This window comes from Stappia indica (genome assembly GCF_020177335.1).
Classification (GTDB): Bacteria; Pseudomonadota; Alphaproteobacteria; order Rhizobiales; family Stappiaceae; genus Stappia; species Stappia indica_B.
On sequence record NZ_JAIVMG010000007.1, the window covers coordinates 100,686 to 124,171 of the forward strand.

General features: G+C 66.2%; 24 protein-coding genes. 21 read left to right on the top strand and 3 right to left on the bottom strand.

Going from position 1 to position 23,486, the window contains the following annotated elements; genetic code table 11:
• Positions 1–114: 114 nt before the first annotated feature.
• The 6 genes from edd (at position 115) to LC062_RS11170 (ending at position 5,627) form a co-directional block, all read left to right on the top strand.
• Positions 115–1,950 (top strand): phosphogluconate dehydratase, encoded by a 1,836-nt coding sequence (gene edd / locus LC062_RS11145; RefSeq protein ID WP_224911112.1) that lies wholly within the window; start codon positions 115–117, stop codon positions 1,948–1,950.
• Between the two features lie 131 nt (positions 1,951–2,081).
• Positions 2,082–2,720: a bifunctional 4-hydroxy-2-oxoglutarate aldolase/2-dehydro-3-deoxy-phosphogluconate aldolase gene (gene eda, locus LC062_RS11150; RefSeq protein ID WP_224911113.1), complete on the top strand. Its 639-nt coding sequence runs from the start codon at positions 2,082–2,084 to the stop codon at positions 2,718–2,720.
• A gap of 35 nt (positions 2,721–2,755) precedes the next feature.
• Positions 2,756–4,423, top strand: coding sequence for a glucose-6-phosphate isomerase (gene pgi / locus LC062_RS11155; protein WP_224911114.1), 1,668 nt, complete (start codon positions 2,756–2,758; stop codon positions 4,421–4,423).
• A gap of 176 nt (positions 4,424–4,599) precedes the next feature.
• Complete coding sequence (locus LC062_RS11160; protein WP_224911115.1) at positions 4,600–4,872, top strand: glycine zipper domain-containing protein; 273 nt, start codon at positions 4,600–4,602, stop codon at positions 4,870–4,872.
• 51 nt (positions 4,873–4,923) lie between these two features.
• Positions 4,924–5,193 carry a glycine zipper domain-containing protein gene (locus tag LC062_RS11165; RefSeq protein ID WP_224911116.1) on the top strand — a complete coding sequence of 90 codons (270 nt, stop codon included), beginning with the start codon at positions 4,924–4,926 and terminating at the stop codon, positions 5,191–5,193.
• Positions 5,194–5,357: 164 nt separating this feature from the next.
• Positions 5,358–5,627, top strand: a complete 270-nt coding sequence (locus LC062_RS11170) for a glycine zipper domain-containing protein (RefSeq protein ID WP_224911117.1) — start codon at positions 5,358–5,360, stop codon at positions 5,625–5,627.
• A 171-nt stretch (positions 5,628–5,798) separates the two neighbouring features.
• On the opposite strand, the gene ald is transcribed toward LC062_RS11170, so the two are convergent.
• Positions 5,799–6,932: an alanine dehydrogenase gene (gene ald, locus LC062_RS11175; protein WP_224911118.1), complete on the bottom strand. Its 1,134-nt coding sequence runs from the start codon at positions 6,930–6,932 to the stop codon at positions 5,799–5,801.
• Here ald and LC062_RS11180 point away from each other — a divergent pair.
• The 3 genes from LC062_RS11180 to LC062_RS11190 all read left to right on the top strand — a co-directional run bounded on the left by LC062_RS11180 (position 6,897) and on the right by LC062_RS11190 (position 9,079).
• On the top strand, positions 6,897–7,598 hold the full coding sequence (locus tag LC062_RS11180) for an Lrp/AsnC family transcriptional regulator (protein WP_455678353.1): 702 nt from the start codon (positions 6,897–6,899) through the stop codon (positions 7,596–7,598). The genes ald and LC062_RS11180 overlap by 36 nt on opposite strands.
• 88 nt (positions 7,599–7,686) lie before the next feature.
• The gene (locus tag LC062_RS11185; protein ID WP_224911119.1) at positions 7,687–8,166 is read left to right on the top strand and encodes a response regulator; all 480 of its coding nucleotides are present in this window, start codon (positions 7,687–7,689) and stop codon (positions 8,164–8,166) included.
• 31 nt (positions 8,167–8,197) lie between these two features.
• Positions 8,198–9,079, top strand: coding sequence for an SMP-30/gluconolactonase/LRE family protein (locus LC062_RS11190; protein WP_224911120.1), 882 nt, complete (start codon positions 8,198–8,200; stop codon positions 9,077–9,079).
• Here the strand turns inward: LC062_RS11190 and trhO are convergent.
• The gene (gene trhO, locus LC062_RS11195; RefSeq protein ID WP_224911121.1) at positions 9,059–9,865 is read right to left on the bottom strand and encodes an oxygen-dependent tRNA uridine(34) hydroxylase TrhO; all 807 of its coding nucleotides are present in this window, start codon (positions 9,863–9,865) and stop codon (positions 9,059–9,061) included. The two genes, LC062_RS11190 and trhO, sit on opposite strands and share 21 nt — an antisense overlap.
• A gap of 252 nt (positions 9,866–10,117) precedes the next feature.
• Between trhO and LC062_RS11200 the strand changes: the two genes are divergently transcribed.
• The gene (locus LC062_RS11200; RefSeq protein WP_224911122.1) at positions 10,118–11,029 is read left to right on the top strand and encodes a PhzF family phenazine biosynthesis protein; all 912 of its coding nucleotides are present in this window, start codon (positions 10,118–10,120) and stop codon (positions 11,027–11,029) included.
• A gap of 278 nt (positions 11,030–11,307) precedes the next feature.
• Here the strand turns inward: LC062_RS11200 and LC062_RS11205 are convergent, their stop codons facing one another.
• Positions 11,308–13,026, bottom strand: coding sequence for a hypothetical protein (locus LC062_RS11205; RefSeq protein ID WP_224911123.1), 1,719 nt, complete (start codon positions 13,024–13,026; stop codon positions 11,308–11,310).
• Between the two features lie 228 nt (positions 13,027–13,254).
• Between LC062_RS11205 and LC062_RS11210 the strand changes: the two genes are divergently transcribed.
• The 11 genes from LC062_RS11210 to LC062_RS11260 all read left to right on the top strand — a co-directional run bounded on the left by LC062_RS11210 (position 13,255) and on the right by LC062_RS11260 (position 23,357).
• Positions 13,255–13,923: a TetR/AcrR family transcriptional regulator C-terminal domain-containing protein gene (locus LC062_RS11210; protein ID WP_224911124.1), complete on the top strand. Its 669-nt coding sequence runs from the start codon at positions 13,255–13,257 to the stop codon at positions 13,921–13,923.
• A gap of 39 nt (positions 13,924–13,962) precedes the next feature.
• Positions 13,963–14,982: a ketol-acid reductoisomerase gene (ilvC, locus tag LC062_RS11215; protein WP_181758580.1), complete on the top strand. Its 1,020-nt coding sequence runs from the start codon at positions 13,963–13,965 to the stop codon at positions 14,980–14,982.
• A gap of 526 nt (positions 14,983–15,508) precedes the next feature.
• The gene (locus LC062_RS11220) at positions 15,509–16,063 is read left to right on the top strand and encodes a dihydrofolate reductase (RefSeq protein WP_224911125.1); all 555 of its coding nucleotides are present in this window, start codon (positions 15,509–15,511) and stop codon (positions 16,061–16,063) included.
• Between the two features lie 146 nt (positions 16,064–16,209).
• The gene (locus tag LC062_RS11225; RefSeq protein ID WP_224911126.1) at positions 16,210–17,322 is read left to right on the top strand and encodes an S-(hydroxymethyl)glutathione dehydrogenase/class III alcohol dehydrogenase; all 1,113 of its coding nucleotides are present in this window, start codon (positions 16,210–16,212) and stop codon (positions 17,320–17,322) included.
• A gap of 90 nt (positions 17,323–17,412) precedes the next feature.
• On the top strand, positions 17,413–17,835 hold the full coding sequence (locus LC062_RS11230) for a helix-turn-helix domain-containing protein (protein WP_224911127.1): 423 nt from the start codon (positions 17,413–17,415) through the stop codon (positions 17,833–17,835).
• Positions 17,836–17,912: 77 nt separating this feature from the next.
• Positions 17,913–18,350, top strand: coding sequence for a GNAT family N-acetyltransferase (locus LC062_RS11235; RefSeq protein ID WP_224911228.1), 438 nt, complete (start codon positions 17,913–17,915; stop codon positions 18,348–18,350).
• A gap of 27 nt (positions 18,351–18,377) precedes the next feature.
• Positions 18,378–19,220 carry an S-formylglutathione hydrolase gene (gene fghA / locus LC062_RS11240; protein WP_224911128.1) on the top strand — a complete coding sequence of 281 codons (843 nt, stop codon included), beginning with the start codon at positions 18,378–18,380 and terminating at the stop codon, positions 19,218–19,220.
• 235 nt (positions 19,221–19,455) lie between these two features.
• Positions 19,456–20,631, top strand: coding sequence for an FtsH protease activity modulator HflK (gene hflK, locus LC062_RS11245; protein WP_224911129.1), 1,176 nt, complete (start codon positions 19,456–19,458; stop codon positions 20,629–20,631).
• Positions 20,631–21,554 (top strand): protease modulator HflC, encoded by a 924-nt coding sequence (gene hflC, locus LC062_RS11250; RefSeq protein ID WP_224911130.1) that lies wholly within the window; start codon positions 20,631–20,633, stop codon positions 21,552–21,554. Before hflK ends, hflC begins: the two co-directional genes overlap by 1 nt.
• A complete protein-coding gene (locus LC062_RS11255; RefSeq protein WP_224911131.1) occupies positions 21,551–21,736 on the top strand; it encodes a DUF2065 domain-containing protein in 186 nt (61 codons plus the stop codon). Before hflC ends, LC062_RS11255 begins: the two co-directional genes overlap by 4 nt.
• Positions 21,737–21,863: 127 nt before the next feature.
• On the top strand, positions 21,864–23,357 hold the full coding sequence (locus LC062_RS11260) for a DegQ family serine endoprotease (RefSeq protein WP_404829708.1): 1,494 nt from the start codon (positions 21,864–21,866) through the stop codon (positions 23,355–23,357).
• Positions 23,358–23,486: the final 129 nt, after the last annotated feature.

Below are 23,486 nucleotides of genomic sequence, written 5' to 3' on the forward strand. Positions count from 1 at the left end.
CGAATTTAAATCGATTTAATTGAAGGCGACGTCCCACCGGGGGCGGCGCCCTGACAGAGGCCCGACGGCACCGCGACCGGATGGGCAGAAGACAGACGGAAGGACGAACGGCAGATGAGCGTTCAGGCAACCATCGGCGAGGTCACCGACCGCATCCGCCAGCGCAGCCGCGACAGCCGGGCGCGCTATCTCGACCGCATCCGCGCCGCCGGCGAGGCCGGCCCCAGGCGCTCGGTGCTGTCCTGCGGCAATCTCGCCCATGGCTTTGCCGCCTGCGGCCTGACCGACAAGGACCGCCTCTCCGGCGATGTGGTGCCCAATCTGGCCATCGTCACCGCCTATAACGACATGCTGTCGGCGCACCAGCCTTACGAGCGGTTCCCCGAGCTGATCCGCGCGGCGGCGCGCGAGGCCGGCGCGGTTGCCCAGGTCGCCGCCGGCGTCCCGGCCATGTGCGACGGCGTCACGCAAGGTCAGGCCGGCATGGAGCTGTCGCTGTTTTCCCGCGACGTAATCGCCATGAGCGCCGCCGTCGGCCTGTCGCATCAGATGTTCGATGCCGCCGTGTTCCTCGGCATCTGTGACAAGATCGTGCCGGGCCTTGTGATTGCCGCCCTCTCCTTCGGCCACCTGCCTTGCGTCTTCATCCCGGCCGGGCCGATGCCCTCGGGCCTGCCCAATGACGAGAAGGCCCAGACCCGCCAGCTCTACGCTCAAGGCAAGATCGGCCGCGCCGAGCTGCTGGAGGCGGAAAGCAAGTCCTACCATTCGCCCGGCACCTGCACCTTCTACGGCACCGCCAATTCCAACCAGATGCTGATGGAAATCATGGGCCTGCACCTGCCGGGCGCCAGCTTCGTCAACCCGAACACGCCCTTGCGCGATGCGCTGACCCGCGAGGCCGCCCAGCGCGCCCTGGCCCTCACCGCCCTTGGCAACGCCTACACCCCGGTCGGCGAAGTGATCGACGAGCGGGCCATCGTCAATGGCGTCGTCGGCCTGCATGCCACCGGCGGCTCCACCAACCACACCCTGCATCTGGTGGCCATGGCCCGCGCCGCCGGCATCCACCTGACTTGGGACGATATTTCAGACCTCTCCGCCGCCGTGCCGCTGCTGGCGCGGATCTACCCCAACGGCCTTGCCGACGTGAACCATTTCCAGGCCGCCGGCGGCATGGGGCTGCTCATTCGCGAGCTGTTGTCCGCCGGGTTGCTGCACGAGGACGTGCGCACCGTCAACGGCACCGGTCTTGACGGCTACACGGTGGAGGCCTGCCTTGCCGAGGACGGCACCGTACTCCGCGAGCCGGCGCCGGCGGAAAGCGGCGATCCCAAGGTGCTGACCAGTGCTGCCCAGCCGTTTCAGGAAAACGGCGGCCTGACGGTCCTGTCCGGCTCGCTCGGCCGGGCCGTTATCAAGGTCTCGGCGGTCCGGCCCGACCGCCGGGTGATCGAGGCGCCGGCACGGATCTTCGCCTCGCAGGACGATCTTCTTGCCGCCTTCAAGGCCGGCGAGCTGACCGGCGACGTGGTCGCCGTCGTCCGCTTCCAGGGGCCGAAGGCCTGTGGCATGCCCGAATTGCACAAGCTCACTCCGGCCCTTGGCGTGCTGCAGGATCAGGGGCTGAAGGTGGCGCTTGTCACCGACGGGCGCATGTCCGGTGCCTCCGGCAAGGTGCCGGCGGCGATCCATGTCACCCCCGAGGCGGTCGACGGCGGCCCCATCGCCCGGCTGTGCGACGGGGATATCATCCGCGTCGACGCCGAGGCGGGACGGCTGGAGGTGCTGGTCGATCCGGACACCTTCGCCGCCCGACCGGTGGCGACCGCCGAGCTTGCCGGCAACACGGTCGGCGTCGGCCGCGACCTCTTCGCCGCCTTCCGCGCCGCCGCCAGCCCGGCCGATGAGGGCGCCCATGTGTTTGGCCCGAATTTCGGCAAAATTTGACGCGATTGCGATTGAAATTGTCAAAATTGCACGCATCGGAAGCGAAGTTTTAAAGGACGAAGCGCTAGAAACGGGCCAAACGCATGCCCGCCCCCTTGCGGGCGGCCCTTGCCCAGACCGCCGGAGAGGCCATGACACAAGACACCCAGCGGATCGACGCGGTGATGACCGCAAGCCCGGTTATCCCCGTCCTCGTCGTCGAGGATCCGGTAAAGGCCATACCGATGGCGCAGGCGCTGGTGCGCGGCGGCCTGCCGGCCATCGAGATCACCTTGCGCACGCAAGCGGCGCTGGAGGCGATCCGCGCGGTCGCCGCCGAGGTGGAAGGCGCCATCGTCGGCGCCGGCACCGTGCTGGACGCTCGCCAGTATGACGCGGTCGCCAAAGCCGGCGCCCGTTTCGCCGTCGCCCCCGGGGCGACCGAGGCGCTGATGTCCGCCGCCGCCGGACATGACGTGCCGCTGCTGCCCGGCGCCGCCACCCCGTCCGAGGTGATGCGCCTGCTGGAGGCCGGCTATTCCCGGCTGAAGCTGTTCCCGGCCGAGGGCGTGGGCGGGCTGGCGCTGTTGAAGGCGCTCGCCTCTCCCCTGCCTGCGGCCCGGTTTTGCCCCACCGGCGGCATCACCCCGGCCAATGCCCCGGCCTATCTGGCGCTTGGCAATGTCGCTTGCGTCGGCGGCTCCTGGATCGCGCCGGCCTCCGCCATTTCCGCCGGCGACTGGGACGGGATCGAGCAACGGGCGCGGCAGGCGGCGGCCCTCGGCCGCTGACACCAGAATTCGTGAAACGGGGAAGGAGAACAGGGATGACGGCGGACCATTGGCAACGCCTGCGCGATCATGCCGAAACGCTGAAGCCCGTCGGCCTGCGCGGCCTGTTTTCCGCGGATGATCGCCGGTTCGAGCGGTTCTCCGTCTCCCTTGAGGACCTCACCCTCGACCTTTCCAAGACCTTGATCACCGAGGAGACCCTCGGCCTGCTCTTCGCTCTGGCCGACAGCTGCCAGCTCGTGGCCCGGCGCGCGGCGATGTTTCAGGGCGCTCCGGTCAACACCACAGAAGACCGCGCCGCCCTGCATGTCGCCCTGCGCAATCTGTCCGGCGCGCCGATGTATCTCGGCGGCACCGACGTCATGCCGGAGGTGTTGACGACGCTGGCGCGGATGAGCGCCTTTTCCGCCGCACTCCGCAGCGGCAGCCTGACCGGCCATCGCGGCGCCCGCATCACCGATGTGGTCAACATCGGCATCGGCGGCTCGGACCTTGGACCGGCGATGGCCACCATGGCCCTTGCCCCTTACGCCGATGGCCCGCGCCTCCATTTTGTCTCCAACGTGGACGGCGCCCATATCGCCGACACGTTGAAGCCACTCGATCCGGCCACCACCCTTTTCATCATTGCCTCCAAGACCTTCACCACCACCGAAACCATGACCAACGCGGCCACCGCCCGCCGCTGGATCGCCAAGGCGCTCGGCGAGGAGGCGGTCGGCAGCCATTTCGCCGCCGTCTCGACCGCGCTCGACAGGGTCGCCGAGTTCGGCATCGACAAGACCCGCGTGTTCGGTTTCTGGGACTGGGTCGGCGGACGCTACTCGGTCTGGTCGGCGATCGGCCTGCCGGTGATGATCGCCATCGGCGCGGAACGGTTCGAAGCATTCCTCAGTGGCGCCCACGCCATGGATCGCCATTTCCAGCAAGCGCCGATGGCCCGCAACCTGCCGTTGCTGCTGGGCCTTGCCGGCGTCTGGCACCGCAATGTGCTGGGCTACGGCGCGCGCGCGATCCTTCCTTACGATCAACGGCTTGCCCGGCTGCCCGCCTATCTGCAACAGCTCGACATGGAATCGAACGGCAAGCGCGTCACCCGCGACGGCGCAGCGGTGACCGAGGCCACCGGCCCGCTGGTCTGGGGCGAGGCGGGCACCAATGGCCAGCACGCCTTCTTCCAGCTTCTTCACCAGGGCACCGACGTGATCCCGTGCGAGTTCATTGTCGCAGCCGAAGGCCATGAACCGGATCTTGCGCACCATCACCGGCTGCTGGTCGCCAATTGCCTGGCCCAGTCCGAAGCCCTCCTGCGCGGCCGCGATCTGGTGGAAGCTCGGCGCCAGCTCACGGCTGAGGGCCATCCCGCCGATGTCGTCGAAAAGCTCGCACCGCACAAGGTGTTTCCCGGCAACCGCCCCTCGATCACCCTCGTCCATGACAAGACGACCCCATACGCGCTCGGACGGCTGATCGCGCTCTACGAACACCGGGTCTTCGTCGAAGGCACGATCTGGAACATCAACTCCTTCGACCAATGGGGCGTGGAACTGGGCAAGGAATTGGCCAGCGCCCTGCTGCCGCTGCTGTCCGGCCAGACGCCGGAGACAGGACCGGGGGAGCCGGACCACGACAGCTCCACCCTCGGGCTGGCGCGGCGTCTTCGCCGGGCCAAACGGGAAGAGAGCACAACTCCCGGGACCTGACTCGACCGTCACACCCGAGAAAAATTCGCCATTCCAATGATCTGCGTCACAGCTTCGCGCAGGCTGCCACCTAGACTGACACCGCATTTGGTGCTGAAATACGTCATGAGGCTCGGACGGGCCTGCGCTGCGGGGCACGCCTCGGCACGAAAACGGCCCAGAAACAGGAAACGACGATGACGCTGAGAATTTTGCTTGTGGCCGCAACGGCCCTGACCCTCGCGGCCTGCCAGTCCGACAGCCAGCGCGACCGGACCCTTGTCGGCGGCGGTCTTGGCGCGGCAACCGGCGCGGCCATTGGCGCGGCGGCGACCGGTGATGTGGGCGGCGCTCTTGTCGGCGGTGTGATCGGCGGTGTCGGTGGCGCCATGGTCGGTTCGGCGACGACGCCGAAGAACTGCGTTGCCCGCGACCGCTATGGCCGCCGCTACCGGGTTGCCTGCCCGTAACCTGCCGCGCAAGACACGACTGGCTTTTTGCATGAACCTCTGGAGGCGATGATGGTGAAGATTGTTCTCGTTTCAGCCGCAGCCCTGCTGCTTGCAGCCTGCCAGTCGGACAGCCAGCGGGATCGGACCCTTGTCGGCGGCGGGCTTGGCGCCGCCACCGGCGCGGCCGTCGGCGCGGCGGCAACCGGCGATGTGGGCGGCGCCCTTGTCGGCGGTGTGATCGGCGGTGTCGGCGGCGCCATGATCGGATCGGCCACCACGCCGAAGAATTGCGTTGCCCGCGATCGCTATGGCCGCCGCTATCGGGTCGCCTGCCCATAAACCCGCCATATCTTGCGGGCATAAGCAGAATGGCAAATAAAAAACTGGATCGGGCCGGTGTTTTCAGGAACAACAGGCCCGGTGACATGCGTCGGTGCGCGCCCGGAGAACGGGACCGCATCGATACGAGGGGCCCAAGCCCTGATTTTCTGGAGGCATATTGAATGAAGAAGGTTGTACTCGTATCGGCGGCTGCGCTCCTGCTCGCGGCCTGCCAGTCCGATAGCCAGCGCGATCGCGCACTCGTCGGCGGTGGTCTTGGTGCCGCCACCGGTGCGGTGATCGGTGCGGCCACGGGCGGCGGCGCCGGTGCCGCTCTTGCCGGCGCTGCCATCGGTGCGGTTGGCGGCGGCGTCGTCGGCGCGGCGACCACGCCGAAGAACTGCATTGCAACCGACCAGTACGGCCGTCGCTACCGCGTCGTTTGCCCCTGATCCGAACGAGATCCCGCACCGCAACCACGATGCGGGATCGCTGGATGTAGGCCGGCCTCTGGCCGCATGACAGCAGAAAAGCCCCCGTCGCCCGGCGCCGGGGGCTTTTCTCTATCTGGCGTGGGTCCTCGCGTCCCGGCCCATGGCGTCAACGCGAGGCGGCTGGGGTGTTCAGGCCGCGGCGGCCACATCCGCCAACGCATCGCGCGGGTCGACATAGTCGTAGCCCAGCGCCTCGGCGACCGCCTGGCAGGTCACCTTGCCGCCATGCACATTGAGGCCGGCCAGCAGATGCGGATTATCCAGAAGCGCCTGCTTGTAGCCCTGATCGGCCAGCGCCAGGACAAAGGGCAAGGTCGCGTTGGTCAGCGCGTAGGTCGAGGTGCGCGGCACCGCGCCGGGCATGTTGGCAACGCAATAATGCACCACATCATCGACCATGTAGGTCGGCTCCGCATGGGTGGTGGCGTGGGAGGTCTCGAAACAGCCGCCCTGATCGATCGCCACATCGACCAGCACCGAGCCGGGCTTCATCCGCCGCACATGCTCGGCGGTCACCAGCTTGGGCGCCGCCGCCCCGGCCACCAGCACCGCTCCAATGACCAGATCCGCCTCCAGCACATATTGTTCCACCGCAGCGCGGGTCGAATAGACCGTGCGCAGCGCCGAGCCGAACCGCGCCGACAACTCACCGAGCACGTCGAGGCTGCGATCCAGCACGGTCACATCCGCGCCAAGGCCGAGCGCCATGGTGATCGCCTGGCCGCCGACGACGCCGCCGCCGACCACCACCACCCGCGCCGGCGCCACTCCGGGCACCCCGCCGATCAGGGCGCCAAGCCCGCCATGCACCCGTTCCAGCGCGGTCGCCCCCGCCTGGATCGACAGCCGGCCGGCCACCTGAGACATGGGCGCCAGCAGCGGCAAGCCACCGCGCGCGTCCGTTACCGTCTCATAGGCAATGCAGGTGGCTCCGGACTTGACCAGATCTTCCGTCTGCGGCGCATCCGGCGCCAGGTGCAGATAGGTGAACAGCACATGATCGGGGCGCAGCAATGCCCGTTCCGACGCCTGCGGTTCCTTGACCTTGACGATCATGCCGGCAGCGGCGAACACCTCCGCCTCATCCGGCAAGATCCGCGCGCCCGCCGCTTCATAATCGAGATCCGAAGCGCCGATGCCGATACCGGCGCCGCTCTCCACGACCACCTCATGGCCATGGGCGACAATCTCCCGAACCGCATCCGGGGTCAGGCCGACCCGATATTCGTGATTCTTGATTTCCTTCGGCACACCGATACGCATGGCTGTCTCCTCTCTCGCCCGGGCTCTGTACGCCACGAGTCTTATGCTGACAGTATACGTCTTTTTCTTCCGAATTCGGTTGCGAACTTGACACTTTATGCGCATTTAACGCAATATTATTGCAAGAAACAAAAAACCGACCGCATATTCTGCGAAAGGCATTCCATGCCCCTCGACCGGATCGATCGCCGCATTCTGGAACGCCTGCAGCGGGACGGACGCATCGCCAACGCCGATCTCGCGGAGGTTGTCGGCCTGTCGGCCTCCGCCTGCCTGCGCCGGGTCCGGGCGCTGGAAGAAGCCGGCATCATAGATCGATATGTCGCGCTGCTGGATCAAAGCAAGATCGGCCGGCGCATGGACATCTTCGTCGAGATCTCCCTGAAATCGCAATCGAACGAGACCCTGAGCGCCTTCGAAGAGGCGGTCGCCCGGTCAACGGAAATCATGGAATGCCACCTGATGGCTGGCGACGCGGATTACCTGCTGCGCATTGCCGCCGCCGATCCGGTCGATTTCGAGCGCATCCACCGCGATCATCTTGCCCGCCTGCCGGGTGTATCGCGCATGCGCACCTCCTTCGCCATTCGCGCGGTGTCGAAAAACACCGCCTTCCCCCTTCCCGAGGCGGGTCCCGACCTGCCACAACAGGCAAAAGCGAAATGAACGTATAGGTTTGTGGGAGAGTGTATAGGTTACCTCTACCATATACACCTAAGGTCGATTCTGCAGGCAGGGGATCAACGGGTTTCTCATGACGACCACGCACGCCCAGAGCGGCAACTTCACGGCGCCGCTTCTGCTCGTCGATGACGATCCGGACGACTTGTGGCTGGTGACGCGCAGCCTGTGCAAGGCGTGCCCGTGGGCGCGGCCGCTGACGGTGGCCTGTGCCACCACCGGCTCCGAGGCGCTGCGCTACCTTGATGCGCGCCTGCAATCGGGCATCGCCCCACCCGGCCTGATCCTGCTCGACATCAACATGCCCGGTCTGAGCGGCATCGAAACGCTGATCCGGCTGCGCACCCGCCCGGGACTTGCCGGGGTGACCGTCGTGTTCCTGACCACCGCCGACGATCCGCGCTCCCATGGCGAAGCCCTGCGCGCCGGTGCCGATGCGGTGATCGCAAAGCCCGATACCATGGCCGCGCTCGACGCCTTTGCCGCCCATGTCTTTCGCACCTGGCTGCACGAGGATGGCGCCCCGCCACAACAGCTTTCCGCCGCCGGTTGAACCACGCCCCACGAGATGTCAGAACGCTCTCATGAGCCAGGAAATCGCCTTGTTGGATGTCCCCACCTGCCGGCTGGGGGAATCGCCGGTCTGGGATCATCGGCTGTCCCGCCTTTACTGGTGCGACATTACCGGCCAGCGCCTGCACGCGCTGGACTGGCTGGACCGCCGGCACATGAGCTGGCCCATGCCAGATACGATCGGCTCGCTCGGCCTGACCTCCGATGTCGACACCTTGGTCATTGCCCTGCGTGACAAGGTCGGGCTGCATCACCTGCCGACCGGGCGCTTCGATCTTCTGACCGATGTGGAGGCCGACGACCCGCGCACCCGTCTCAACGACGGCAAGGTGGGACCGGACGGCGCCTTCTGGGTCGGCACCATGGACGACCGCCCGGACCGCCAGCCCATCGCCTCCCTCTACCGGATCACGCCGGACGGCGCCTTGACCCGCATGGTGGGGGAGCTGCGCACCTCCAACGGCCTGGCCTGGTCGCCCGATGGCGCGACGCTCTACCATTCCGACACACGCCCGGGATGGATCGACTGCTGGGACTTCGAGGTGGCGACCGGTGACATCTCCAACCGGCGGCGCTTCGCGCAAGTTGTCAATGACGCTGGACGCCCGGACGGAGCCACCATGGATGCGGAGGGCTGCTACTGGTCGGCGGGAGTCTCGGCCGGCTGCCTCAACCGCTTCGCCCCGGACGGCAGCCTGATCCGGACGATCCCGCTGCCACTGCCCCGACCAACCATGCCGTGCTTCTGCGGGCCAGACCTCGATGAGCTGGTGATCACCAGCCTGCGGCCGGAAACGGATGCGGCGCTGCTCAGTGCCTATCCCACCTCCGGCGGCCTGATGGCGCTCACCCCGTCGGTGAAGGGCCTTGCGTCACACCTGTTCCGTATCTGACCGGGGCGTTTCGGCGATCACGTCGGCGGGCAGCACCGCATGCGCTTCCGCCGGCGCTTCCCGGCCCCAGGTCGGCGCCAGATCGTGATCGACGGCGATCCGCTCATCGAAGACGAAGCAATCGCCGCGCCACATGCTTTCCTCGCGCGGCACCTTCTCCAGATAGTTCAGGATGCCGCCTTCGAGGTGATAGACCTCGCCAAAGCCTTCCTCCAGCAGCAGTGCGCTGGCCTTCTCGCAGCGGATGCCGCCGGTACAGAACATCGCCACCTTCGGCTTGTTGGCGACCTGCCGGGCGCTGCGCACCCACTCGGGAAAGCTGCGGAACGAGCGGGTTTCGGGAGAAACCGCCCCCTCGAAGGTTCCGAACGCCACCTCGTAATCGTTGCGCGTGTCGATCAGCACCACGTCCGGATCGGCAATCAGCGCGTTCCAGTCGGCCGGCGGCACATAGGTGCCGACGACCCGGCGCGGGTCGATCCCCTCCACCCCGAGGCTGACGATTTCCCGCTTCAGCCGCACCTTCATCCGCCGGAACGGCATCCGCTCCGCATGGGAGGCCTTCTCGGTCAGGTCCGCAAGACGCGGGTCGGACCGCAGATGCGCCAGCACCGCGGCGATGCCCGCCTCCGGCCCGGCGATGGTGCCATTGACCCCTTCCGCGGCCAGCAGGATCGAGCCACGCACCCCTTCCGCCCGGCACAGATCGAGGAGCGGCAAACGCAAGCCCTCATGATCTTCCAGCGGCGTGAAATGATAGAAGGCGGAAATGCGAACGTCGGACATTCAGGGCACCCGGGCAGGAAAGCGGCCGTGACGTTCGGCCGGTCCCGGCGGTTCTATACCGAAGCGGGGCCGCGTTCAAACCGCGCGTGGGCGAGCGTTTCCGGCACCCGCGAAATTCATGTCCCTCGCGCCGACCCGTATCACTCCCGGTGCTGGTCACGCGCCGACGGTCGTGCCACAGTCTGCACCGATCCGCTTCGCAAGCCGGAGCGGATCGCAGGATCTCAATGGAACAGCAAGGGACGCCCGCCAATGGCCCGCCGCTATGCCGTACTGGACGTTTTCACGAATCAGCCCCTCGCCGGAAACCCACTGGCGGTCGTGCTCGATGGCGACGGCCTGTCGGATCAGCGGATGCAGGCCATCGCCCGGGAGTTCAACCTGTCCGAAACCGTGTTCGTGCTGCCGGCGGAGAATCCCGCCCATTCGGCGCGCCTTCGCATCTTCACCCCCGCCCGGGAGCTGCCCTTCGCCGGCCATCCGACCATCGGCACCGCCATCCTGCTCGCCAAGGAGCGCTTCGGCGACACCGACGCGGACCAGAATGCGATGGTGGTCCTGGAAGAAACCATCGGCAACATCCGCTGCGGCGTGGTGCTGAAGAACGGTGCCGCCGGCTTTGCCGAATTCGACGTGCCGCGCCTGGCCCGCGCCGCGCCGCCGCTCGCCGACAAGGAGATCGTCGCCGCCGCCTTGGGGCTGGAGCCCAGCGAGGTCGGGTTCGAAAACCACCGTCCTTCCTCCTTCGAGGCGGGTCTGCCCTTCGCCTTCGTCCCAGTCGCCCATCTCGATGCCCTGCGCCGGGCCCGGCCCATGCTCACCCACTGGGACGAGGCCTTCGGCCGGCATGACCACAATGACGCCTATGTCTATTGCCGCCAGACGACGGCCAATGACAGCACCTTCTCCGCCCGCATGTTCGCGCCCGACATGGGCATTGCCGAGGACCCGGCCACCGGCTCCGCCGCTGCCGCCTTCGCCGGCGTGGTGCAGCATTTCGACCGGTTGCCCGACGGCACCCATTTCCTGCGGATCGAACAGGGCTTCGATATGGGCCGCCCGTCGCTGATCGACCTGGAAATCGACATCGCCAACACAGCTTTGAAGGCGGTGCGCATCGGCGGTCAGGCGGTGGTGATGGCCCGCGGCGAGATCTACGCCTGAGGCAGCGTCAGCCGAACCGGGGGCGATAGCGTTCACCCCCGCCCACTGACTGCGGCCGCCATGGCTCCCCGATCCCGGGTCGCGGGCCTTCGGCCCTTGCCCGGGAGGACGCCGAGGGGCAACCGGAGCGCGCGCCCTCTCAGGCTGAAACCTCCGTCCCCACGCATTAGCTTCTTCTTGCGTCACCCCGGGCAAGCGTCAGCGCGACCCGGGGTCGGAGAGGCATCGGAATCTGTGCGGTCAAACGGCCCCATGAAATGCATGGACGCCGGGCGACGTCAGGTGAACAGCCGTGCAATCGCATTCAAGATCGTCTCGAAGCGGATCATCAATGTTGACGCAGCCTCAGGCGCCGTGAGCACAGCCACCCCGATAGCCCCGCTTGTGCTTGCAGCAAATCCCCCAAGCCCTTTCAGCCAACGGGTCAAGCGCCGCTGACGCACAGGTTCCGACGCCTCGCTGGTATCTGGACTTGCAAGGACCTCGCGCGCTTTCTCTGTGTAGTGCTCCAGTGTCTGTTGCGCGGAAGGCGCAAGCACCCTCCCGCCATCGGCACGGATTGCCTCCTCCACTCCCGACAGGATCTCGCCGACGGCACACGGCGTCGCCTTGTCGGGATCAAGCTCCAGCGGCGGTTTCTCATTTGCTGCGGGTGCCGGCTCGGGCTGCTGCGGTTGCAAGAGCAGGCGCAGCTCTTCGGTGCGCCTGACCAGCCGCTCCACATCCTCGCGGGTGGCGCCGGGCCAAGCCAGATCCTCAAGCAACCGCAAATGATCTCGCAGACACGCCGCCGCATCGTCCAGCGCATACCAGGCCGGGGGCGACTGGCTGGCGGCTTTCGAGAAGTGACCAATATCGCGAGCCAGATAGGGCCCAAGATTGTGCGGCATCTCGCCAAGCGTCGCCAGAACCTTGTCGGCGGCCACTCTCAGACCCAGAAGCCGTGCCTGAAGATCTTCAGGGTGGTCAATCGGAGGTTTGGCGTCCGGCGGGCTGTCGCGCGCGGCGATCCTGCCGTCCTCGATGACGGCCGACACCGGCGCCTCATCCTGCAGGCGCTGTTTCACCACCTCGTGCCAGTTGGGCTCTTGCCCAGTTCCCTCTTGCCCGCTTTCGGACAAGCCTGAGCCCTGCAGGTTGCCCGTCTCCGCCTTTGGGTCCTCCGCCCCCTCGGCCTGGAGGTCCGCCCTGATCCGCTTCAACTCGGCATTGACCGCCTTCGCGCCTTGTTTCCAAAGCCCGTCCGGCAAAGTCACCCGCGCGACGTCGAGGACCGGGATCGCCGGCTTACCCGCAAGACGATCTTCATACCAATCGGTCCAGATATCCCAATCCTCGTTATGGGAGAGCAAAAACCTTCGAAATTGCCTCCATTCTGACCGCTCTCTCTGCGGAACCCCTCCATGCCATAGTGACGTCAACGTTAACTTCTGAGGACTCGTTCCTGCCTCCAATTTTTGAATATCTAATTTGACGGCGGCACGAGAATTACGAGAAACCGCCGACCTAACGCCATCGGGCCCCGGCGAGATTTCATAAATTTCCATAAATCCAAATATGGAGTTGCTCGCATACTCGGCGAGTTTCCGCGAATCCTCATTATAAATATTATTTATAGAGCTCGCCGCAAACGCTACAGAGCCAGATGCATATCTCGCTGAAACCAAATAATATCCACCTCCCTCACTGGAAACCGCGACATCAATCCCGGCATAGTTGGCGGACTTTGAAATACTTTCTATTTTTCCCCTATCTAAGAAATACTCTTGAGTCGCAGCGAGCCAGGACATACTGGAAGCTCTAATAAGTGGCAGCAGGATAGTGTCGAGCCCGCCCTTCCTCAAAAGGAGCGCCGACTGGATATGCGGCAAAGCGCGCAGCGCCGAGCGCACAGCAAGGACGACAGAAACCTCTACCGGCTGCGTTCGCAACCAAGCCTCAAGCTCTTTCTTGTCGAAGCGTTCTGTGACGCCGCTTGTTTTGCCCATCCCATCCATATTGACAGTCTCACCGCGCAACCAACGACGCGCAACCGCTATGCAGCGTTTATCCCCCTCTGCAATCGCCGCCGGCCCGATCCGCGCATCCTGAACAGCATGTCCCCTCCCCTCACCCCTTGCCGCTTGACGGCGGCGGCGTTCCGGGTCATGGTGCAGCCGAACCGTACGGTACGGTACACATCAAACACCCCATCTCGACCGACGCGACGAGCCCCGCCGCTTTCCATGATCAGCGCCCCCGCCCCCGAAGAGTTCAACGACCGCCAGAACGAGGTTCTCGCCTCGGCGCTGCGTCTGGTCGTGGAGGGCGGTGAGAAGGCGCTGACCACGGCGGCGCTCGCCCGGGCGGCCAATTGCTCCAAGGAAAGCCTTTACCGCTGGTTCGGCGACCGGGATGGGCTGCTGGCCGCCATCGTCGCCCATCAGGCCGCCAAGGTCCGGGTCCCGCATGAGAGCGCCGAGCGGATGACGGCGGACGCGTTCCGCGCCCGGCTGGTGACCTTCGCCGAGGACCTCCTGACCGTGCTTGCCGGCGAGACGTCGCTGGCGCTCAACCGGCTGGCGATCAGCCAGACCAGCCGCGAAGGCGCCGCCCTTGGCCGCCTGCTGCTGGACCGGGGCCGGGGCCGCATCGCCGAGCGCGCCCGGGACCTGTTGCGCGCCGGCCAGGCCCAGGGCCACATCGCCTGCGACGACATGACCGAGGCCTACCGCACGCTCTATGGCCTTATCGTCCGCGACCAGCATGGCCGCTGGCTGCTGGGCGAAAGCCCGGACGGCGCGCGCGACGGCTTCGCGGCCCATGCACGCACCGCCATCGACCAGTTTCTCACCCTCTACCCGGCCACGGGCACGCCCCGCGACCAGGAGAACACCCCGGCCGGCGCCCTTTAGCTCCGGCCATTTCGAAAACGCCAAACGGGAGCTACCAACATGCGCGTTTATTACGATCGCGACGCCGATCTCAATCTGCTGAAGTCGAAGAAGGTTGCCGTCATCGGTTACGGTTCGCAGGGCCGCGCCCATGCGCTGAACCTGAAGGATTCGGGCGTTTCCGACGTGGTCGTCGCCCTGCGTCCGGGCTCCACCACCGCCAAGAAGGTCGAGGCCGACGGCCTCAAGGTGATGAGCGTGGCCGACGCCGCCGGCTGGGCCGACCTGATGATGATGGCCACCCCGGACGAGCTCCAGGCCGACATCTACAAGGACCACATCGCCGCCAACATCCGCGACGGCGCCGCGATTGCCTTCGCCCATGGCCTCAATGTTCACTTCGGCCTGATCGAAGCCAAGGACACCGTTGACGTCCTGATGATCGCGCCGAAGGGCCCGGGCCACACCGTGCGCGGCGAATACGAGAAGGGCGGCGGCGTGCCGTGCCTGGTCGCCGTCCATCAGGACGCTTCCGGCAACGCGCTGGACATCGCCCTGGCCTACGCCTCCGGCGTTGGCGGCGGCCGTTCGGGCATCATCGAGACCACCTTCCAGGAAGAGTGCGAGACCGACCTGTTCGGCGAGCAGGCAGTCCTGTGCGGCGGCCTCGTGGAGCTGATCCGCGCCGGCTTCGAAACCCTGGTCGAGGCCGGTTACGCCCCGGAAATGGCCTATTTCGAGTGCCTGCACGAAGTGAAGCTGATCGTCGACCTGATCTACGAGGGCGGCATCGCCAACATGAACTACTCCATCTCCAACACGGCGGAATGGGGTGAGTACATGTCCGGTCCGCGCGTCGTGACGCCGGAAACCAAGGCGGAGATGAAGCGCATCCTCACCGACATCCAGACCGGCAAGTTCACCTCCGAGTGGATGCAGGAATGCAAGGCCGGCCAGGCACGCTTCAAGGCCACCCGCCGCCTCAACGACCGTCACCAGATCGAGGAAGTCGGCGAGAAGCTGCGCGGCATGATGCCGTGGATCAAGTCCAACGCGCTGGTCGACAAGGACCGCAACTAAGGCGCTTTTCGCCTGACGCGATCCACGGCCTTTTCCCTCTTGCGCCTGCCTCCGGCAGGTCGCGGGAGGATCAAGTCCAACGCGCTGGTCGACAAGGACCGCAACTAAGGCGCTTTTCGCCTGACGCGATCCACGGCCTTGTTTTCTCTTGCGCCTGCCTCCGGCAGGTCGCGGGAGGATCAAGTCCAACGCGCTGGTCGACAAGGACCGCAACCAAGGCTGGACCGATGGCAATGCTCGCGGGCTGTCTCAGGCGGGCCGCGAGCATGACGACAAAGCCCCCTTGGGGGCGTCATCCCGGACGCCGTAAAAGCGGCGATCCGGGATCGGCGAGGCACAGCGTATCGGTTTCCATCCCGCTGGAAACGCTTGTCTTTCGGCTCTCCGATCCCGGGTCGCGCCAAAGCTTGCCCGGGATGACGAGAAAAACGCTATTGCTCTTTGTCGCAAAGTCCGGCCTTGGTCGGAAGTCTGAACGGCCCGCCCCCGGCGGGCCGCTTTCGTTGAACGACAGGAAGGACCGGCCATGCCCGACAAGCCGAGCGATGCAGCCACCGAGACGACGCGGCCCGAACTGGTGCTGGTCGCGGCGGTTGGCGAAAACGGCGTCATTGGCGTTGATGGCGCCATGCCCTGGCATCTGTCCAGCGACCTGAAACGGTTCAAGCGGATCACCCTCGGCTGCCCGGTGGTGATGGGCCGCAAGACCTTCCAGTCGATCGGACGGCCGCTGCCCGGCCGCGAAAACATCGTCGTCAGCCGCGATGGCGACTGGGCCCGCGACATCGCCGGGATCACCCTGGTCTCGTCGCTGGAAGACGCGCTCGCCGCCGCAACCGCGAGCGCCCGGCGCGCCGGCGCCGGCGCGGTGATGGTGATCGGCGGCGGCCAGATCTACGCCGCCACCATCGACCAAGCCGACCGGCTGGAAATCACCCGGGTGCACGTCAGCCCTAAGGGCGATACCCGCTTCCCCGACATCGACCCGGCCCAATGGTCCGAGGTGGCGCGGGAGGTGCCCGAGCCCGGCCCGAAGGACAGCGCGGCGATGATCTTCCTCACCTATCGCCGGGCTGGCTGAACCGCCGGGCAAGCCCTCGCGTCGCCTTCACGCCTGTTTGCGTCGCCTTGGGCCTTTCGCACCGCATCCCGATTTCCTAGGATCACCCCAACGGCGGCGCGCATCATCGCCCCCGCCCCGATTTTTCATGAGAAGGAACGCTGTTCATGGACGTACGCGCGGCAGTGGCCTGGAAGGCCGGTGAACCCCTCAGCATCGAAACCGTCAATCTGGAAGGTCCGCGCGCCTTCGAGGTGCTGGTCGAGATCAAGGCCACCGGCATCTGCCACACGGATGAATTCACCCGCTCGGGCGCCGACCCGGAAGGCATCTTCCCCGCGATCCTCGGCCATGAGGGCGCCGGCATCGTGCGCGAGGTCGGCAAGGGCGTGACCAGCCTGAAGCCCGGCGATCACGTGATCCCGCTCTACACGCCCGAGTGCCGTGAGTGCGAGTACTGCCTCAACCCCAAGACCAACCTGTGCCAGAAGATCCGCACCACCCAGGGCGCCGGGCTGATGCCGGACGGCTCCTCGCGCTTCACCACCAAGGATGGCGACCCGATCTTCCACTACATGGGCACCTCCACCTTCGCCAATTTCACGGTGGTGCCGGAGATCGCCCTTGCCAAGGTGCGTGAGGACGCCCCCTTCGACAAGATCTGCTACATCGGCTGCGGCGTGACCACCGGCATCGGCGCGGTGATCAACACCGCCAAGGTCGAGCCGGGCTCCAAGGTCATCGTCTTCGGTCTCGGCGGCATCGGTCTCAACGTCCTTCAGGGCGCCCGGCTGGTCGGCGCCGACATGATCGTCGGTGTCGATCTCAACCCGGCCAAGAAGGAAATGGCCGAACGCTTCGGCATGACCCATTTCGTCAACCCGGCCGAGGTGGAAGGCGATCTGGTCGCCTATCTTGTCAACCTGACCAAGGGCGGCGCCGATTACACATTCGATGCCACCGGCAATGTCGGCGTCATGCGCACCGCGCTGGAATCGGCCCACAAGGGCTGGGGCGAATCGATCATCATCGGCGTCGCCGGTGCCGGCCAGGAGATCTCCACCCGCCCGTTCCAGCTCGTCACCGGCCGGTCCTGGCGCGGCACCGCCTTCGGCGGCGCCCGGGGCCGCACCGACGTGCCGAAGATCGTCGACTGGTACATGGACGGCAAGATCGAGATCGACCCGATGATCACCCACACCATGCCGCTGGAGGAGATCAACACCGGCTTCGACCTGATGCATCAGGGCAAGTCGATCCGGTCCGTCGTCCTTTACTGACGCCAGCGGCGTAACGATTGCCCCCGCCGTCTGCTTCCGGGCGGCGGGGGTGCACAGTCCCACGTAACCGCCGACCGAGGAGCAGCATCCATGAGCAGCACCATCAGCGAACCGGACACGATCTGGTCGGAAACGCGGGACAGGGACAGCATCGGCGGGCGCATCCGCCGCGCCCGCGAGGCGGTGGGCCTGTCCGGCGCCCAGCTTGCCCGCCGGCTCGGCGTGAAGACGGTCACCGTCAACGCCTGGGAAACCGGCCGCTCGGAGCCGCGCGCCAACCGACTGACCATGCTCGCCGGCTTCCTTGCCGTCAGCCCCACATGGCTGCTCTACGGCCTGGGCGACAAGCCCGCCGATGAAACCCTCACCAGCGAGTTGTCGCTGATCGCCGCCAGCCTCAAGGCCTTGCGCGAAACCCACGACCGGACCGGCGAGACCATCGACCGGCTGGAAGCACAGATCGCCCGGCTCGCCGATCAGGCCCGTGAGCGCCCCGAGGACGATGCCGCGTGACCACCGCCGCAGTGCCGAACGCAGCCGCTCCCGGCCAGCCCGCTGCGCTGACCGCGCACTGGGCCGGCCTCGACGACATGACGCCAGCGACGCTGCACGCCCTGTTCATGCTGCGGGTCTCCGTCTTCGTGGTGGAGCAGGCCTGCGCCTACCAGGAAATCGACGCCGCCGACGCCATCGCCGAACACCTGGTGCTGCGGCCTGCGGGCGAAAACCACGCCGGGGCGATTGCCGGCTGCCTGCGGCTGTTGCCGCCGGAGGGGGACGGGCCGAACGCGCCTGTGCGCATCGGCCGGATCGTGGTCGCTCCCGCCTGGCGCGGCGCGCGCCTCGGCGATCGGCTGATGATCGAGGCCATCGACCGGGCCGGACAACGCTACCCCGGCCACCCGCTATTGCTCTCCGCCCAGGCCCATCTGCAACGTTTCTACGCACGGCATGGCTTCTCGCCGGTGTCGCCGGTATATGACGAGGACGGCATCGCCCATGTAGACATGCGCCGCGCTGCCGCCTGACGTGTTCGACCGGAGTGAGCCGACACCATGACCCTTGACCTGATTTCCAGCGCCCGCGCCTTTGGCGGCGAACAGCGCGTCTACCGCCACGCCTCCAGCAGCACCGGAACGCCGATGGAGTTCTCCGCCTTCCTGCCCGGCCAGGCGCTGCGCGGCGAGGCTTGCCCGACGCTTTTCTACCTGTCCGGCCTCACATGCACCTGGGAGAACGTCACCACCAAGGGCGGCTACCAGCGCATGGCCGCCGACTGCGGCCTGATCGTCATCGCTCCGGACACCAGCCCGCGCGGCGGCGACGTTGCCGACGACCAGGCCTATGATCTCGGTCAGGGCGCAGGCTTTTATCTCAATGCCACGGAAAGCCCCTGGGCACCGCATTTCCGCATGGAAAGCTACATCGCCGAGGAACTTCCCTCCCTGCTGCTCGATACCCTGCCGGTCTGGGACACGGCCATCGGCATCACCGGCCATTCCATGGGCGGCCATGGCGCCCTCACCCTGGCGATGAAGCATCCGGAGCTGTTCCGCACCGTCTCGGCCTTCTCGCCGATCGTCAATCCCATCACCTGCCCCTGGGGAGAAAAAGCGCTGACCGCCTACCTGGGCAGCGACCGCGCCGCCTGGCAGCATCACGATGCCTGCGCCCTGGTGCAAAGCCGCGGCTGGCACAGCGACATCCTGATCGACCAGGGAAGCGCGGACGGCTTCCTTGACGAACAGCTCCGCCCCTGGGCCTTTGACGAAGCCTGCCGCAAGGCCGGCGTGCCGCTGACCCTGCGCATGCAGGGCGGCTACGACCATTCCTATTATTTCGTCTCGACCTTCCTGGCCGATCATCTGGAATGGCACGCGGAACGCCTCACCGGCTGACGAGGGCATAACCGACGGCGGCCCGAGAGCGGCAAATCACCGCCTGGCGCCGTTTTCTCGCCGCAAACCGCCGCTGCCGCATTGAAATGCCCCGGTCGAGACGCCACCTTGCGTCGACAGGTTTCATTGAAAGCACAGGCTATTGTTCCTATAACCCGACGAAGCCTGTGTTGGCGTGGTAGATACAACTGGCCGGCCTCCCGGTGGCCGGAGTTTCACGAAGAAGGATGTGTTGATGCCTTGGAGCAACCAGAACGGCGGCGGCTGGAAAGGTGGCGGTAGCGGCGGCCCATGGGGGAGCGGCTCCGGTGGTGGTGGCGGCGGCGGCCCATGGGGCGGCGGCCCGCAGCGTGGCGGTGGCGGCAATCCGCCCGATCTGGAAGAGCTGCTGAAGCGCAGCCAGAACACGCTGAAGACCGTGCTGCCCAGCGGCGGCAACCTCGGCTTCAAGGGCATCCTTCTGGCCATCGTGCTGGTGATCGGCATCTGGCTGGCAACCGGCTTCTACCGGGTGGAACAGGGCCAGGTCGGCGTCGAGCTGGTGCTGGGCGAGGTCACCAACCAGACCGCGCCGGGCCTTAACTACAACTGGCCCTACCCGCTGGGAACGGTCTACACCCCGGAAGTCCTGCGCATTCGCGAGCTGACCGTCGGCATGCGCGAAACCGTGCGTGGCAGTCGCATTGCAAAGCAGGATGTGGCCGAGGAAAGCCTGATGCTGACCGGCGACGAGAACATCGTCGACGTCGACTTCAAGGTGCAATGGCGCATCCGCAACACCCCGGAAGGGGTCTCCAACTACCTGTTCAACATCCAGGACCCGGAAGCGACGGTGAAGGCCGTGGCCGAAAGCTCCATGCGTGAGGTGGTTGGAGGTAACAATATCGATTCCATCCTTGCCGAAAACAAAGAGCAAGTGGAGAACGCTGTGCGCACCCTGATGCAGGAAGCGCTCGACAGCTACGGCGCCGGCGTCGAGGTGTCCGAGGTGCAGATGCAGAAGGTCGATCCGCCGCAGCAGGTGATCGAGGCCTTCCGCGATGTGCAGGCGGCCCGCGCCGACCAGGAGCGCATCCAGAACGAAGCCCAAGCCTACGCCAACCGGGTGGTACCGGAGGCCCGAGGCGAGGCGGCCCGCGTGCTTGAGGCGGCCAACGCCTACCGCGAACAGACTGTATCCGAGGCAACCGGTCAAGCGCAGCGCTTCACCAAGGTGCTTGAGGAATACACCAAGGCCCCGGATGTCACCCGCGAACGGCTCTATCTGGAGACCCTTGAGCAGGTGCTCGGCGCCAACAACAAGATCATCATCGATGAGAGCGCGAGCGGTGCCGGCGGCGTTGTCCCCTACCTGCCGCTCGATCAGCTCAACAAGTCTCAGGGCGCCGCCCGCAGTGGAGGCAACCAGTAATGAAAAACGGTTTTCTCGGTATCGGTGCGGTCATTGTCGCGGTTGTCGCGCTGGCCGCCTATCTGTCGATCTACATCGTCAACCCGGCCCAGCAGGCGCTGGTGCTGCAGTTCGGCGAGATCAAGAAGAGCGAGCGTGAGCCGGGCCTCAAGTTCAAGACGCCGTTCATCCAGAATGTCGTATATTTCGACAAGCGCGTGCTGGACCTCAACATGCCGCCGATTGAGCCCATCCTGTCTGACAAAAAACGACTGGTGGTGGATGCCTTTGCCCGCTACCGCATCACGGATCCGGTGCTGTTTTATCAGCGGGTGAACAACATCAACGAGGCGAACCAGCGTCTGTCGACCTTCCTCGAAGCAAGCATGCGTTCGGTACTGGGCAGAGCTTCCTTCCTGCATGTAGTCCGGGACGAGCGCGCCGATTTGATGGCTGAGATCCGTAAGGATGTCGCACAGAAGGCGGCACCGATCGGCATCGAGGTGATCGACGTCAAGATCCGCCGCGCCGACCTGCCGCAGACCAACTCGGAGGCGATTTTCCGCCGCATGCAGACCGAGCGTCAGCGCGAGGCGACCGAGATCCGTGCCCAGGGTGAGGAGCAAGCTCAACGCATCCGCTCGCGCGCCGATCGCGATGCAACGGTGCTGATCGCCGAAGCGAAGCGGGATTCGGAGATCGTGCGTGGTGACGGCGACGCGGAGCGGAACCGGATCTTCGCCGAGGCCTTCGGCCAGAATCCGGAGTTCTTCTCCTTCTACCGCTCCATGCAGGCCTATGCGGCCGGCCTGAAGTCCGGCGATACCTCCATGGTGCTGTCGCCGAACTCGGAGTTCTTCCGCTACTTCCGCGACCCGCGCGGCGCGGCGGAACCGTCGGCTCCCGGCCAGTCCCCGTCGCCGGCGGGCGCTGCCGCGCAGTGAGCGACCTGTGGGTCGCGCTGGGACTGGTCCTGGCGCTGGAAGGCACCCTCTACGCCCTGGCCCCGGGCGCCATGAAACAGGCCATCCGGCAGATGCTCGATCTGCCGGATACCATCCTCCGCGCCGGAGGATTGGCCGCCCTGGTGATTGGCGTTCTCGTGGTCTGGGCGGTTCGAGGCTAAGATGACACACTGACAGACGGCCGGGCGCGTGGCGGCCCTTATCGCCCCCTCGCGGCCTGCCCCTGAACGATCCGCGGCACCGGCCCTTCACACGGCTCCGGCGCCGCAAAGTGGAGGATGACGGCCGATGGCCCTGTTGAACGCCGATTTCATTCGCAACGTCTCCCGCCGCGCCACCGTCGCGGCAATGGCCGGCGTGGTCGGGCTCGCCGTGAGCGTGGCCGACATGCGACCTGCCGTCGCCCAGGGCCCGGACAGCGTTCCGGACCTGGCCGAATCCCTGCTTGACGCGGTGGTGAACATTTCCACCGCCCAGAACGTCAAGGCACAGCGCTCCGTGCCGCTGCCGCAGGTTCCCGAAGGCTCTCCGTTCCAGGAATTCTTCGATGAGTTCTTCAACCGGCAGAACCGGGACAACGGCCGTCCCCGCCGGGTCCAGTCCCTCGGCTCCGGCTTCGTGCTGGCCGGAGATGACGGCATCATCATCACCAACAATCACGTGATCGAGGGTGCCGACGAAATCACCGTCAACTTCAACGATGGCAGCAAGCTGCCCGCCGAAGTGATCGGCACCGACCCCAAGACCGATCTTGCGGTCCTGAAGGTCACCCCGACCAAGCCGCTCAAGTCCGTGTCCTTTGGCGATTCGGAAAAGATGCGGGTCGGGGAATGGGTAATGGCCATCGGCAATCCCTTCGGCCTCGGCGGCACCGTCACCACCGGTATCGTCTCCGCCCGCAACCGGGACATCAATTCCGGTCCCTATGACAACTACATCCAGACCGACGCCTCGATCAATCGCGGCAACTCCGGTGGGCCGCTGTTCAACGCGGCCGGCGAGGTAATCGGCATCAACACGGCGATCATCTCCCCCTCGGGCGGCTCGATCGGCATCGGCTTCGCCATTCCCTCCGAGACCGCGACCCGGGTGATCGCCCAGTTGCGCGAATACGGCGAGACCCGGCGCGGCTGGCTCGGCGTGCGCATCCAGGAAGTCACCGACGAGATCGCCGAAAGCCTTGGCATGGACAAGGCCGAGGGCGCGCTGGTCGCCGGCATCACCGAGGGCGGTCCGGCCGCGGCCGCCGGACTTGAGGCGGGCGATGTGATCCTGGATTTCAACGGCGAAGAGGTGCCGACCATGCGCGACCTGCCGCGCATGGTGGCTGACACGCCGGTCGGCAAGGAGGTCGAGGTCACCGTTTTGCGCAAGGGCAAGGAAGTGATGCTGACCGTCACCCTTGGTCGTCTCGAAGAGGCCGATGGCGAGGCCAGCGCGGACGGCGGGACCGAAAAGCCCGGCGACAAGCCTGCGGAAATGCCTGAAGTGCTTGGCATGACCCTCTCCTCCCTCACCGACGAGCTGCGCGAGAAATTCAGCATCGCCGAGGATGTGAAGGGCGTGGTCATCACCGAGGTCGAAGGCGGTTCGGACGCCGAGGAAAAGCGCATCCGCGCCGGCGACGTGATCGTCGAGGTAGCCCAGGAGCCGGTCAGCAAGCCGGCCGATGTGACCGCCCGCCTGAAGGCGCTTGAGGAAGATGGCCGCCGGCTCGCCCTGCTGCTGCTGTCGAACGCGCAAGGCGAGGTCCGCTTCATCCCGCTGCCGATCGACAAGTAATCGCAAGCCCTGGCGGGCGAGCGCCCGCCGGGCCGAGGCAAACGCCTCACGCGCAAGCAACAACAAAAAGGCCGCCGCGCCATTGGCGCGGCGGCCTTTTGCATGATGACCCCAGCGGCCGAAGCCCCC